13 protein-coding genes are annotated in these 13,761 nt (G+C 40.5%); 1 reads left to right on the top strand and 12 read right to left on the bottom strand.

Features of this window, described 5'->3' with window-relative positions; genetic code table 11:
- Positions 1-8: 8 nt before the first annotated feature.
- The 10 genes from ACZ5XR_RS01335 to ACZ5XR_RS01290 all read right to left on the bottom strand — a co-directional run bounded on the left by ACZ5XR_RS01335 (position 9) and on the right by ACZ5XR_RS01290 (position 12,215).
- Positions 9-497 (bottom strand): GNAT family N-acetyltransferase, encoded by a 489-nt coding sequence (locus tag ACZ5XR_RS01335; protein WP_464499920.1) that lies wholly within the window; start codon positions 495-497, stop codon positions 9-11.
- 67 nt (positions 498-564) lie between these two features.
- Positions 565-1,404, bottom strand: a complete 840-nt coding sequence (locus ACZ5XR_RS01330) for an alpha/beta fold hydrolase (protein WP_464499919.1) — start codon at positions 1,402-1,404, stop codon at positions 565-567.
- A gap of 291 nt (positions 1,405-1,695) precedes the next feature.
- Entirely contained in the window at positions 1,696-2,754 is a 1,059-nt protein-coding gene (locus ACZ5XR_RS01325) for an LLM class flavin-dependent oxidoreductase (RefSeq protein ID WP_464499918.1), read from the bottom strand.
- Between the two features lie 214 nt (positions 2,755-2,968).
- Positions 2,969-4,216, bottom strand: coding sequence for a sensor histidine kinase (locus tag ACZ5XR_RS01320; protein ID WP_464499917.1), 1,248 nt, complete (start codon positions 4,214-4,216; stop codon positions 2,969-2,971).
- Positions 4,217-4,223: 7 nt separating this feature from the next.
- The gene (locus ACZ5XR_RS01315; protein ID WP_464499916.1) at positions 4,224-4,895 is read right to left on the bottom strand and encodes a response regulator transcription factor; all 672 of its coding nucleotides are present in this window, start codon (positions 4,893-4,895) and stop codon (positions 4,224-4,226) included.
- Between the two features lie 83 nt (positions 4,896-4,978).
- Positions 4,979-5,800, bottom strand: a complete 822-nt coding sequence (locus ACZ5XR_RS01310) for an RnfABCDGE type electron transport complex subunit D (protein WP_464499915.1) — start codon at positions 5,798-5,800, stop codon at positions 4,979-4,981.
- Positions 5,801-6,682 carry an FAD:protein FMN transferase gene (locus ACZ5XR_RS01305; protein ID WP_464499914.1) on the bottom strand — a complete coding sequence of 294 codons (882 nt, stop codon included), beginning with the start codon at positions 6,680-6,682 and terminating at the stop codon, positions 5,801-5,803.
- A gap of 4 nt (positions 6,683-6,686) precedes the next feature.
- Positions 6,687-7,166 (bottom strand): FMN-binding protein, encoded by a 480-nt coding sequence (locus tag ACZ5XR_RS01300; RefSeq protein ID WP_464499913.1) that lies wholly within the window; start codon positions 7,164-7,166, stop codon positions 6,687-6,689.
- Between the two features lie 513 nt (positions 7,167-7,679).
- Entirely contained in the window at positions 7,680-10,847 is a 3,168-nt protein-coding gene (locus ACZ5XR_RS01295; protein WP_464499912.1) for a DEAD/DEAH box helicase, read from the bottom strand.
- Positions 10,848-11,102: 255 nt separating this feature from the next.
- A complete protein-coding gene (locus tag ACZ5XR_RS01290) occupies positions 11,103-12,215 on the bottom strand; it encodes a DUF1835 domain-containing protein (protein WP_464499911.1) in 1,113 nt (370 codons plus the stop codon).
- Between the two features lie 185 nt (positions 12,216-12,400).
- Between ACZ5XR_RS01290 and ACZ5XR_RS01285 the strand changes: the two genes are divergently transcribed.
- Positions 12,401-12,988 carry an HAD hydrolase-like protein gene (locus ACZ5XR_RS01285; RefSeq protein ID WP_464499910.1) on the top strand — a complete coding sequence of 196 codons (588 nt, stop codon included), beginning with the start codon at positions 12,401-12,403 and terminating at the stop codon, positions 12,986-12,988.
- Positions 12,989-13,011: 23 nt separating this feature from the next.
- Here ACZ5XR_RS01285 and ACZ5XR_RS01280 read toward each other — a convergent pair whose 3' ends face one another.
- Both ACZ5XR_RS01280 and ACZ5XR_RS01275 read right to left on the bottom strand, forming a co-directional pair.
- Positions 13,012-13,437: a DUF1801 domain-containing protein gene (locus ACZ5XR_RS01280; protein ID WP_464499909.1), complete on the bottom strand. Its 426-nt coding sequence runs from the start codon at positions 13,435-13,437 to the stop codon at positions 13,012-13,014.
- A gap of 125 nt (positions 13,438-13,562) precedes the next feature.
- A complete protein-coding gene (locus tag ACZ5XR_RS01275) occupies positions 13,563-13,715 on the bottom strand; it encodes a hypothetical protein (RefSeq protein ID WP_464499908.1) in 153 nt (50 codons plus the stop codon).
- Between the last annotated feature and the right edge of the window lie 46 nt (positions 13,716-13,761).

Genomic DNA, 13,761 nt, shown 5'->3' with positions numbered 1-13,761 from the left:
ATAGCCATTTAGTGCAATTTCTTGATCATGTTGTACCAAATTACTCCGCCATGCTCCGAGTTTGATTGGCCTTTATTAAGGTATCCAAGATTTTCATAGAAGTGAATTAAATTTTCTTTGCAAGTAAGGGTGATTGTTTCACGGTTTTTCTCTCTGGCTTCTTTTTCTAGCCGGGCAAGTAACACAGAAGCCACTCCCCGTTTTTGATGATCCGGAGACACCGCTAATCCTAATATCGTTTGATGACCGCCAGATGGAGGATTTGGACTTATATCTCCAAATAGGTCATCCGTAATGAAGGGTGATTCTATGACAGGTCCATTGACCAGCCCGGCAATTTCCCCCTCCTCTTCCGCAACAAAAAAACTATCCGGAATGATTTGTATTCGTTTTTCAAAGGCTTCCTTCGTCGCAGCTTCTTCTTTTGAAAAGCAAAGATTTTCAATGCTAACCAGCTCGGGCAGATCTTCCATTTTTACGTTTCTAATTTTCATCATATTGATCATTCCTCCAAAATCCCAAGGTGTTCCATACCATATACATTATCTACACGGAATGGAAAATTCAAAATAAAACACTTGATATTACACGATTAAATTCAAACTCTTCTTCTAAAAAGGGATAATGATTGCTTTGTTCAAAAATATGTAGCATTGCATTTGAAATTAACTCGCTCATTTCAATAGAAAAATTTACAGGACATTGAACATCATGCCTGCCGCAAAGAATAGCCGTTTTTGTTCTAATTGCAGATAACTGCCGTGTAACATCAAAAATTAGCGCTTCTCTACTAAAAAAGTTCATTCTTTTTGCAGAGATTTTTTTAGAGATATTTTTTGAAAAATATCTCTCATAATTTTCAGGACGAAATAAAGATAATTGAGTTCTTTCTTTGGAAAATCTTTGCCTATCCTCTTCAGATAGATTTGGTAGTTTTAAAAACTCAATTAATTCTTGCATTCTTTTAAATTCAGGGTGTCCTTCATTATAAATACATTGATTGGATGAGGAGGCATACTCTCTTGCAGACGTGCCGACCAGAATAAGTGAACTTAACGATGAGGAGCAATGAATACCATATAAAACACCAATCATTCCTCCTGTTGAATGTCCTGCAAAGGTCCAGGAAGAAAACCCCATTTCATTCCGAATCTCTTCAAGATCCAGTACTGCATCAATCATGCTTAATTCGTGGGCCTGTTTGGCTTTATCAGAGTTTCCGGCCTCTTTTAAATTCACTAGAAAAACTTGATGCTGATCTGTAAAGACTTCAGCAAAGTAGTCCCCTGATTCATTAAATTCGGAATAATGATGCGTGATACAAATCGGGCTCCCCTGTCCTTTTATAAAAACCTCAAAGTTTCCACGGGAAGTTTGAATTATTTCTCTTGTCCAGTCTGCCATAACAGCTTCCTCCTCTACTTGAATATATAGTTGTTCTTTTCAAGAGAAACTCAAAAATTCCTTTATTAATTTTATGGAAGATGTCTTTTTTAGAGTGTTTTCCGCTAAATTCAGCTCATTCTCGAAGGGCGTTTAAATAAATCAACACAAATCCAAGATATATCAACACATTTTTAGAAGATATCGACACAGATTTAGAATATATCAACACATTTCTAAGGGATATCGACACATTTTCAACTTATATCAACAATCAACAAGAAAAGACCACCTACGAAATAGTGGTCTAAATTACTTACTTGTTTCCCTGCGCACGACCGGTGCTACCTCTGTTGCTAATCGCTCGATGTTTTCAGCCACTGTCTTATATGGCATGCCGCCTATGTCCATTTGGGCGATAAAGCGTTGATGTCCAAACAGCTCATATTGTTGAAGAATTTTTTCTATAATCTGCTGTGAGCTCCCTACAAATAACGCGGTTTCAGGTGCTGTCATCAGTTCAAAATCTTCTCTCGAGATTTGAGTACTCACCCCGCGCTGATTGTTCATGTATCTCCAATAATTAGCGTGATATGGATAAAATTCATCTTTTGCCCGCTTTGTTGTGTCAGAAATAAATGTATGTCCGTTCACTCCCACTTTCAGAACATCAGGAGAGACTCCTGCTTGATTTGCCGTTTCTCGATATAGATCCACAAGCGGTTTAAAGCGGCTTGGCGGACCTCCAAGGATTGCCAAAGCTAAACCCATGCCCAATTTGCCTGCACGTGCTGCGCTTTCTGGATTCCCACCAACTCCAACCCAAATGGGTATCTCTTTTTGAATGGCCCGAGGTGCAATTTCAGCATCTCGCAACGGTGAACGAAAACGGCCATTCCAGGTTACCTTCTCTTCTGCATTTAACTTTAGAAAAAGCTCCATGTGTTCTTCAAACAATTCATCATAATGTTTTACATCGTAACCAAACAGGGGAAATGATTCAAAATAAGCCCCGCGCCCTGCCATGATTTCTGCCCGTCCGTTTGACAAAAGATCAAGTGTTGCAAAATCTTCATATAATCGAACTGGATCCACCGTGTTTAAAACAGTAGTAGCACTAGTCAGTTTGATACGATTAGTGATTTGCGATAGTGCAGACAACACGATCGAAGGGGACGAAACGGCATAATCCTTCCGATGATGTTCCCCTACACCAAATACGTCCAATCCTGCTTCATCAGCCATTTTCGCCGCTTCGATAATTTCCTCCAGCCGTCGTTTTGCACTGATGGTTTTTCCAGTTTGCGGATCTGGGCATAAATCCGCTAATGTATAGATGCCTATTTCCATACCTTTTTGTTCTTTCTCCATCTTATGATTTCCTCCAAAACCTCGATTTCCCATCCAGATGCTTTCATTTTCAAATTTCCCACTGCCTTACTTGTATCCTATTCAGAAAAAAAGAAATGAGGCTGTCCGCAAACAAAGGGTCAGACCCCCCAACGTTAATATATGCTGAACTTAACTTAAATGAGTCCATATATTAAGTGTAGAGCGAGGGGATCAGACCCTTTTGGGACAGCCTCTAATTTTTATATTTAAGCGGGAGGCTGACTAAAACATGGGTCCCCTCCCCGACTTTACTCATAATACGAATTTTTCCTGAATGGGATTCGATAATCCACCTTGCAATCGAAAGCCCTAATCCTGATCCTTCCAGATGACGGGTTCTCGATTTATCACCACGGTAGTACCGGTCATAAATATAAGGAAGGTCACTTTGTGGGATACCAATCCCTGTATCGGATACATCAATGACTGCACGCGAATTTTTGATGGTGCTTTTAATAGAAATGAAGCCATTTTCTTTTGTGTATTTTAGAGCATTATCTAAAAGTATAACAAACAGCTGTTTTAGTCTCTCTTTATCACCGATTAATTTTATCGGGGAAATTTCAGCAGTTACTTCAATATTCTTTTTAAAAGCGAGAGATTTGAAATCCTTGACTACCTGTTGGAGAACTTCATCTAACTGGAAGGACTCTTGGACGATCTGCAGCTGATCGGAGTCCGAGCGCGCTAATGTAAGTAAATCAGCAGTCATTTTGGACATATAGTTGATTTCTTGAATAACTTGATGAATCGTCTCACTTTCCTGTTCTATCGTATCATCCGGATGCCGGAATAAATGCTCCAAATTCAGCTTCATGACGGAGAGTGGTGTCCGCAGCTCATGCGAGGCATCGGCAACAAATTGCTGCTGCTTCTCCCATGACTTCTTAATTGGTATTAATGCTTTATTGGCAAGATAGATTCCAGCCAGAATCGCGATAAAGACACTAAATAATGAGCCAAAACCGATGACAATCAGTAAATGATCTAACATTTCGTTTTCACGTTTAAGATTATAAATAATTTGTATATGCTGAACGGGTGCGTCCACTTTTTTCATTGATACAGACATGGTGATTGCGCGATAGGATTCTCCACTAATGGAAGCGGATTGAAGGCCTGTCTTATTTATTAATTTTGAAAAATCGCCAGCAGCTTTAGTCGTCAACGTATTTCGCGGGATCACCTGGTATTGCTTATTTCCCTTTTCCCATAATAAATAGATCAACCGGTGATTTTCTTCCCGCTCTGGACTTAATTCCTCCCCCAGCTTTTCTTTTTCACGGAGCAGGTGATTTTTCTTTTCTAAAATGGTTTGGTCCACCTGCTGGTATAGACTAAAATGCGTATAAAAATAAATGATGGCCCCAAAAACATTTTGCAGGATTAAAAACACCAGAGCATTTAAGATAACAAGCCGGCGTTTCGTCTTTTTAAACATACCTGGACTACTCCTTTAACATATATCCCACACCGCGGACCGTTCGAATCAGTCGATCAAAGTCAAATGGAGCAAATTTTTTCCGCAAATAGTGGATGTAAAGATCAACAATTGACTCTGTCGTATCGGATTCTATTCCCCACACTCGCTGATAAATTTGATCCCTTGTTAAAATTTGTTCTTTGTTTTGAATTAGATAAAACAGTAATTCGTATTCTTTTATCGTCAATTTTAAGGCTGCTTCATTGATAAATCCTTCATGTTGATTGGTATCTAAGAGAATCGGTCCATAGGTCATTTTTCCTTCTATACCCATTTTCCCTGCCCGGCGCAATAAGGAGCGAACTCTCGCTAAAAATTCTTCTGTTGCAAAGGGTTTTACGATATAGTCGTCCGCTCCAAAGTCCAGGCCCTTTACTTTATCCTCAATCCGGTCCTTAGCCGTAAGGAACAATGTGGGAGTTTGATGGCCTTCACTACGCAACTTTTTCATTACAGCATATCCATCCAGCATCGGCAGCATAATATCAAGCGTAATCAAGTCATACTCGCCCGAGGAAGCCATTAAATAGCCTTCTTCCCCATCTTCAGCTTGGTCCACTTCGTATTGTTCTTCCTCTAATATTCTTGTAATGATTTTTCTTAACGGTCCATCATCTTCCACGACCAATACACGCATTCCAGCCAGAACCCCCTTGTTCCTATTTTGTTACCATTATTTATCTTTTTAAAAAACGATTCAAAGAAATGTTTTGCATCATTCTACTTACTATAAACTCTACTTCTTGTATTTATGTTTTGTTTTTGAGGGGCGACCTTTGTGGCTTTAATACGATAACTATAAAGGTTTCCGGCAAATAATCCGATAAACAAATAGGTAAGTCCGCCAAAAATAACATAAACAATCATTCCTGCAACTGCAGTAAGGACGCCAAAAAGGACTTGGTTTTTATATTTTGCTGGTGAAGTAGGCGGATCCGTTAGCATAAAAAAGCCAAAAAATAAGGCAGCATTGATAAAAGGCGCGCGAAACGCATCAGAGGCAGCCATCGTGTTGACTTGACCAAAGAGTAACAGCAAGACAAAAAAGGTGCCTAGAAATGAAAAAACCTGCGGGAATTTATTCACGCGCTCTGCCACCAAGTATCCACCAATCAACAGAAAAATAATCATCCATGACGGAAGGTCCCCAAAAGCACCCCACCAGCTTTGCTCTGAGTGAAAAATAAAAATGGAGACAAGTAACCCAAAAGCAGCTGGATTAAAAATAGGTTTCTTCTTATAAACGAATAAATGCTTCGCCAGAATGGCAATCACAGCCGTTCCAGCTACAATCATCCATGAGGAAGTAAAACTTAAGACGAGTGAAATAATTAAACCCGTAATTACCGTTCCATCTCTGCTGCTTTTTCGCTTGGTAAAAAGACAATAGAGATTATCGACAACTAATGATGCAGCAACAGCAATAAAACCATTCTCGATACCCAACAAATTTTTTGACCCGATGGAAGCAATCAAAAGATAAAACACCATGGCAATCGTGACATAGCCCTTTGGAGTTTTCATCCACTTATACCCTGACACTTAAATCCCTCCAACCCTATCTATTTGTAATTCGGATGTAATTAAGATTCCCTTTACATCAAGTTGTTCTAGCAAGCTTTTGCCTTTATTTTCCCCAAGTAAAAAGGCTGCCGTCGAAAAAGCATCTGCCATCATGGCAAAAGGGGCGATCACACTGCAGCTCATCCAATCTTGAGGAGAATGCTTGGTTTTCGGATTGACTATATGATGTAAATCTTGTCTATTCTGATTCCTGCGCTCGTAGCTGCCGGATGTGCAGATGGCCTCATTGGAAATTTCAATGGTTTCAATGAGATTTTCTTTTTGATGCGGATGCTGAATCCCCACTTTCCATGGATCACCCTTTTCATCGACGCCAGCGGCAAACAAATCACCGCCGGCATTTACCACGAATCCTTCAAACTCTCTTAATTCATTAACGGCCAAATCGATGGCAAATCCTTTGGCCACAGCCCCTAAATCAATCACTAAAGGTTTTCGTACCAATAATGTTCTTGATTGAGGATCTAACACGATATCCTGATAAGTAACGGAATCAGAAGACTGGCTTTCTATATTATCTCCCGTTAGATAATGGCGGTTAAATCCATTCATTTCCATCACCTTCCCAACGGTCGGATCGAATAATCCATCCGTCAGTTTTGCCACTTCCACAGCCATGTATAGCGGCTCAAAAAGAAGCGGGCTGATTTCAACCGGAACTCCGACTAATCGGCAGGCTTTCATTAATTCACTATTAGAGGTAAAACGGCTGCAGGCCTGCTCTACTTTTTGAAAAACATGAAAAGCACGATTGATCTTCTCTTCCTGCACTTCCTCTGATGTTCTTGATACAACCTCTATTTCTACGATTGTATCCATATATAATTTTGATTTTTTCATTTTTCTAACCTGCCTCATTATGGGCTTGATCAAGGGCAGCTTGTACGGCATCCTCAAATGCTTGTGTACTATAAGTTGCGCCTGATACATTTGTCACTTGTGCACTTTGCTTCTGCAGCACTTCATCAGGCAGCCCAACTACGTCACTTTCCGAATAATGCATCCCAAAATTGCTAATTTCAACATTGGTGATTTTATCATTCTTTATCGTTACGGCAACGTCAATGGAACCGCGCCGATTCCAGCCGGAACCGGTAAATGTACCATTCTTATAAAGACTCTTTGGCTTGTTAATTGGTTTACTTTTGCTTACTTTATGTTCATTTAATGCTGTCATATGTTTTGTTTGAACGTTTGCCGCGATATGTTGGATCGGTTGACTGATTTCAGCAGCCTGAGGCTCCGTTGTCACATAACCAGCTGCATAGACTGCTGCAACGGCTGTTGAACAAAGAATAATCCACTTTTTGTCCATTTTTTTCATTTAGAAATCCTCCTAACTCAAAACTTCTTCAGAAATAGAATAGCTAGGCAAAATTAGAATTTTCTTAGAAAGTTTAGACCGATTTAAAGAAAACTCGCCGATTGGCGAGCCGTTAGGCGAAGACAGAGGCGTAGTTGCACTTATGCGCGATAAGAAAGTGTAAACGATAGTTTATACTTTCTTATTAGCCAAAAAAACAGGCTGCCTTTTTTGGCAGCCTGCACTTCATTAAAATTTGACGATTCTTATTTATGTTTTTTTAATGCACGCTTAACAACCTTCTAACATATAGGCCATATTTTCGTAACAATATAGGGTTATAGTATGTATCAGCGGGGATAGCGCGTGTGGCTATCATGGTATTTGGCGTAGGTGGAGCCGATACAGTAAGAATACTTGGGGATGGAAAAACTTTTATTTGTACCTGTGACTATTATCGAAAGTTAAAAAGAAGGAATGAAAAGCCACAATCCATCAGTTCAAATCTGGGAGGCCACAATGATTGTGCCTCCCTTATACCATCAAAATCTCCCTGATATCCTCTTCTGTAAGAACAGCCATCATTCTATCTTCCGAATCAATGATAGCTTCCACAAGATGACGCTTTTTTTCCTGGAGCTCATTCATTTTTTCCTCAATGGTTCCACGGGCAACGAGCTTGATGATCTGAACCACATTTTTCTGCCCGATCCGATGGGCACGGTCTGCTGCTTGTTCCTCGACGGCCGGGTTCCACCACGTATCATATAAAATCACCGTATCAGCACTCATTAGGTTAAGGCCTGTTCCTCCTGCTTTCAAGGAAATAAGGAATAAATCGCGCTCACCGCGATTAAAACGGTCGCAGATTTCCACCCGTTCTTCGGCTGGAGTTTGGCCATCCAAATAAAAGAACGGCAGCCCCTGCTTCGTAAGCTCCCTGCTTATGAGCTCAAGCATTTTCGTAAACTGTGAAAAGATAAGGACTCTCCTGCCAGAAAGTCTGGATTCTTTAATGATTTGCTTCAGCTGCTCAAATTTTGAAGATGTTCCTTTATAACCGTCGACAAACAAGCTTGGATGGCAACATATCTGCCGCAGGCGCGTCAAACCGGCCAATATTTTAATCCGATTTTTCCGAATGGTGTCCTTATCCAGATGCTTCAAGGTATCATGTCTCAGTTTCGCCAAATAAGCCGCATATAGCTTCTTTTGTTCAGGAAACAGCTCCACGGATTCCAATGACTCCATTTTCTCCGGAAGCTCGGAAAGGACCTCTTCCTTCAATCTGCGAAGTAAAAAGGGCCGAATTCTACGCGCAATGTTTTTCCGTGGGAGCTTACTATATTCCTTTAAACCACGGAACAGCTCCGGAAACACAACATGGAAAATGGACCACAGCTCCTCGAGCGAATTCTCCACCGGTGTACCCGTCAGTGCGAAACGGTGATCAGACTGCAGCTTCTTGGCTGCCCGTGCCGTTTGCGTTAAAGGGTTTTTAAAAGCCTGGGCCTCATCAAAAAACACAGTATGGAAATATTGTTTCTCAAACCAGATGATCTCTCTGCGCAATAACGGGTAGGAGGTGATCAGCACATCAACATCTGAAACGTCCTTCAGCAGTTTGGACCGCTCTTCTTTCGTTCCATCAATCACTGCCACTTTCAATCCTTGCGTAAATTTCCTGATTTCCCCCAGCCAGTTATACATCAGGGATGACGGGCACACCACCAGGACCGGCTGCTTCGTTTTTCGGATTTCTGACAGGACTGACAAAATAAACGAGATGCTTTGAATCGTCTTACCGAGACCCATATCATCAGCTAAAATCCCGCCGAATCCATAATACGCAAGTGCTTTCATCCACTTAAATCCCTGTTTTTGATACTCTTTAAGGGTCGGCTCCAAACTCGGTGGCACTTCGAATTTCAAACGCCCTGGATTTCGCAGGTGATCAAGAAACTGACGGAAGGATTCCTCCAGCTTAAAGATGTCACTCACCTCAACTACATCCAGAAGCTGCAGGCATTGTTCGAAGGGTAACTCCAAACCACTTACCAAATCTTTATTCTGGGCCAGCGGGGAATAGAGGAAACGTTGAATTTCTTCGAATTCCCTTGTCTGAAGCGAGAGCAGCGAGCCATTTGGCAATCGATAATACTTCCGCTTTTCCTCTAAAGCGGCTAAAACTTCCCGAATCTGCTGCTCCGGGATATTCATTTCAAATTTAAATTCAAGCCAATTGGTTCTCTCTTTCTTGACCTTAATCCTTATTTGAGGGTGGAAACTCTCTCTGAAGATCCGATTTCTTACCGCCGTGGTAGCATAAATTTGGACCAGCTTTTGAAGCTTCGGGACGACATGATACAAAAATTCATACTCCAGCTCTTCATTATGCAAATAATATCCACCGTCAGTCGTCGCAAACGAACTGTCCTCCATAATCTGCAGGATTTCACCCTCTTTTTCCACATCTCTGACCAAAGTAGTGCCTCCGGGGATCTCTCTATTTTCCAATGGATGAATGATCAAATGGTTATAGTGAAATTCAAGTCCAGCAAGCAGGCGATTTTTTACCCGGTCCAAATAGAGCTTGGCCACAAGCGGCGTGCTCATCAATTGCTTCGTGACGGCCTCACTAAACGTAACAGTCCCCAGCTTTTTTAACCCTTGCGCCACCTTTTCCAAAAAATAATGGATTTGCTGTTGTGGAATCGGAATTCGATTGGTTCCTGAGACAGCTAACATTTGCTTCAATTCCACTAGACGGTCGGTATCTTGACTCTCCAACTGTTTGATTTTTCCATCAAACAGAACAGAGTTATAGGAATCAAGTACAATCATGCTGCTCAAACCTACGACCTTTAACTGGTAACCTTTGCCCGCTGCTTCTGAAAAGTTGAATTCCAATGGCAGCGGCTCATCTGTGCTATGAAGCCCTGCAAATGTTTGTCCATCATACTCCAATGTCACCTCTGGTGCTTTTTGAAGTAATGGCAGGAGCCGTTCCCAAGATGAAGTGGGGATCAGCAGCATTTGTTCATGGAAATCCTTGATTGGCAGTGAATCAACATACACCTGTTCATCGCGCGTCACTAGGATGAGCTCGTGAATAACCGCATCCGTGTCTTTTTGAAAGCAGTGTATACTCGGGTCGTATGTGAATACTTTGGAAAGACAGTACGAATTCCCCGCCTTAACTTGCTCCAGGAATTCACGGATACGTTGAACTTTAGATGACTCTAAATTTATTTCTATTCCGAATAAATGCCGTCCGTTGCCTATCGGAATCGGCTTACAGATAAACACCATTTCCAGTAATTTCCTTTTTTCAAAATGAAGCTGATGACCACTGGAAGGGGCAAATTGATCTTTGAAAATGGTTAGTAATCCCTCTGTCAGTTCCGGATTGGTTCCTTGCCGCTGGTGCTCCTCAATCGCCATTAAGACGGCGGCAACATGCTGACACTCCTTAGTAAAAGAAGCCAGCTTCGGGCAAGTACATTCCGTGAGAATGTCTCCATTGGCATGGGTTTCAACTGTCACATGGAAATCTTCCTCACCAAGTACCGTTGCTAAACAACGGTCTGGACGATATTGGTCAAATCTTACTTTATCATTGCGATAAAAATAATCTCCTCGTTTGAAGGAGACCATACCGCACATTTCTTGGATGATTTTATGATTTAATGTTATGTTCACGCCGTTTGCCCCTTCCCCTGAGGATGGATTGTTCCGTTATTCGTATCAATAATTGTATCATAAGCCAGAATCAAGTGCCTGTCACCGAAATGGCAGAAAAAAAACAAGCCTATTTTTAGGCTTGTTAAGGGATAGGCCGCATTAAACAATTTACTCTCGGATAGCCGTCCAATACTCTCGCTTAACCACCATTTACTCCCGCATGGCGCGTCTTTTCTCTCGAATAGCCGCCTTAATCTAGCGGCAGGCAAAATCTTAACTTCGCACCTTCACACTATAGTGTCTCATTGACTTTGGAATCCCTTTTAACTCAAGGTGCCCATTGTAGATTAAATGCCGCAGCCGGTATTCCAGATACGCATCACCAACGATCTCTTCCATTTGATAGAGGATTTCTCCGATCACTCTGCCAGCCCTAATAAAATCCTGATTCGCCTGCAGCTCTTTTATCGTTTCGATAATCAACGAATCATAGTAATCCTCTGGGACACCTACTATACTTCCATCCTGCCAAATGCGAAGGACATCCTTGGTTTGCGCCAATGACTCCCATTCAATTTGAAAAAAAATCCGCTCCTGCTGCGATAACGGTTCAGCTTGCTTTCTATTTTCAAATAGATATTTTAATTGATGGGGCTGCAGCATGCTTGAATGGTGCAGCGTCTGGTTTTCATTTCCGGGCTTCTTCCATGGATCCTGAAATTCGTTTGTGTCGATTAAATAGATTTCATTGTCTTTATTTCTTAATTGATAAAGAATAAACCGGACCGCTATTTGTTCATCCGCGTTTTCGGCAGCCCAAATATAGATCGGAACGTATTCAGGTATATCAGCGATTTCCAAAAGCGTATTAGTAAATTTATTCTCTAATTCATAATCCTCCTGCTCAAAATTGATATTCTCATATAACCATTCATAACGCCCTGCCTGTCCGAATTTACTGTCCAGCTTCCAAATCGGTCCTATTGAGAAGGAATCATGAAATCCGATCACTGTCTTCGGCCTGTCCAATCCTACCCTTAAAGAACCCGCTGTAGAGAGCGAGGAAACAAGGTGAAACGCAGAGGCTTCAAATCCATTTTCCCTAGGGAAAAAATTACGTTTTTTATGTATGAGCTGATTAATTTTTCCGACCATGAAGTGTAGTTGATCCTGCTGAACAAAATAGCCTTGCCCTATTAAAGGAATATGCGATTCATGATTGAAGGTCCTAAATTCATCGGCATTTTTAATCTCATAGGTATCCCAATCCCCGAATTCTGATAGATTTGCAGCTGTAACATATTCATCTACTTCAATTTTATAAACAAACACCACGATTGGCTCCACGAAAAAATAAATAAAAGGATAATTGGTTCTTGTTTTCATGACACTGCCCCCCTTTAAAGGATACTTTACCCATAATTAATAATTCTGAATATTTTATTAACAATTATGCCATTTTTGATTCCGATACATACTTCTTTTTCAATTTCGACAATTTATTTGAAACACACACTTCTGTTTGATATGGTAATCTTTATAACCAATCACGATTGAAATGAGGGATCTTGATGAATATATTGTGGGATTTCGATGGGACACTTTTTGACACCTATCCATCGATAGTTGAAGGATTCGTTCAATTAACTAACCAAGACCTGGACCACAGCGAAGTGTTGAAGGTGTTGAAAAAGAATTCCAAATTCGCATTTAAATATTATGGAATTGATGAAAATCGTAGACCCGAATTCCAAAAACTCCATAATGATTATTCAAAAAAGAGCAGCAGGCCATTTGAACACTTAGAGGATGTTTTATCTACTGTTGAAAACAATATTATCGTCACGCATCGTGATAAGGAATCGACTATTTTTCTTCTTGAGAAATTCCACTTAAGAAAATACTTTAAAGAAATTGTTTCCGTTGAAGAACAAGGTTTTACAAGAAAACCCCATATTTCTTCTTATGAATTTGTCCTAAAAAAATTCCATATTGATTTAGTAGTGGGTGATCGCGACTTGGATTTAATTCCTGCTAGAAAATTAAACATAAAAACGGTTGCCTTTCAAAACCGAACTATTGAAGCGGATTTTCATATTGATAACTATTCAGAATTTATTCCCTATGTGCTTAATCAACTTCATCCAAAGACCCTTTGAATGTCAAATCAGGGGGTTTTTGATTATGAAGCAGGATAGGTATTTTGCAAAAACTGAATGGATTGTTGAATGAGCGTTTGCAATGCGGGTATATCGATATCTGCAACCTTATTGATATACACACAGCCTTTACCAGCCGTATGTTTTCCAAAATCCTTTAGCAATGCCTGTCGCTGAGTAATACCTGGAGCAAAATACAAACTAATTTTAGCTTTACGAGGTGAAAAGCCGACAAGAGGGGCATCTCCTTCATGACCTGAATCATATCTATAGTGATAGGAGCCAAATCCGATGATACTCGGACCCCACATCTTTGCTTCAAATCCTGTCGCTTCAGTAAATATTTCTAGTAGTTTATAAGCATCTTCACGTTTCTTCGGACTCTCCACACTCTCAATAAACTCCACTACACTGTTTTCCGTTTCATTAGTTTTTTGCTGATAGGCCATTCGAACACTCCTATTTTTTAACTTAATGTTTAAGTATTTATAAATCTATTATAGGTAAAATATGTAAAAAAAGGGACAACTTTAACAGGAATGATCGAAATATATCAAGCAAAAAGAAGCATTTTTTATTTTGGAAAAAGATACAATGTAATCATTTTTCCTACCCCCATGACAACCATAACATAATAATACAAACCGATCATAGCGAGAGTAATAATACCTCCCCAAGTGAATTTAGGCGCCTTATCCTTATTTCCATTTGTTGAATTAGTGGTCATATCATCACCTGGGGTCTGACCCCCGACGCTTTAATGCGTTAAAAAG

It is taken from the genome of Neobacillus sp. Fa239, from assembly GCF_055395235.1.
This window is presented reverse-complemented; position numbering and strand designations above follow the sequence as displayed.

Bases quoted from the DNA above. Each gene is read 5' to 3' on its own strand.
- ACZ5XR_RS01335 (WP_464499920.1), bottom strand. From the start codon at position 497: ATGATGAAAATTAGAAACGTAAAAATGGAAGATCTGCCCGAGCTGGTT.
- ACZ5XR_RS01330 (WP_464499919.1), bottom strand. From the start codon at position 1,404: ATGGCAGACTGGACAAGAGAAATAATTCAAACTTCCCGTGGAAACTTT.
- ACZ5XR_RS01325 (WP_464499918.1), bottom strand. From the start codon at position 2,754: ATGGAGAAAGAACAAAAAGGTATGGAAATAGGCATCTATACATTAGCG.
- ACZ5XR_RS01320 (WP_464499917.1), bottom strand. From the start codon at position 4,216: ATGTTTAAAAAGACGAAACGCCGGCTTGTTATCTTAAATGCTCTGGTG.
- ACZ5XR_RS01315 (WP_464499916.1), bottom strand. From the start codon at position 4,895: ATGCGTGTATTGGTCGTGGAAGATGATGGACCGTTAAGAAAAATCATT.
- ACZ5XR_RS01305 (WP_464499914.1), bottom strand. From the start codon at position 6,682: ATGAAAAAATCAAAATTATATATGGATACAATCGTAGAAATAGAGGTT.
- ACZ5XR_RS01300 (WP_464499913.1), bottom strand. From the start codon at position 7,166: ATGAAAAAAATGGACAAAAAGTGGATTATTCTTTGTTCAACAGCCGTT.
- ACZ5XR_RS01290 (WP_464499911.1), bottom strand. From the start codon at position 12,215: ATGAAAACAAGAACCAATTATCCTTTTATTTATTTTTTCGTGGAGCCA.
- ACZ5XR_RS01285 (WP_464499910.1), top strand. From the start codon at position 12,401: ATGAATATATTGTGGGATTTCGATGGGACACTTTTTGACACCTATCCA.
- ACZ5XR_RS01280 (WP_464499909.1), bottom strand. From the start codon at position 13,437: ATGGCCTATCAGCAAAAAACTAATGAAACGGAAAACAGTGTAGTGGAG.
- ACZ5XR_RS01275 (WP_464499908.1), bottom strand. From the start codon at position 13,715: ATGACCACTAATTCAACAAATGGAAATAAGGATAAGGCGCCTAAATTC.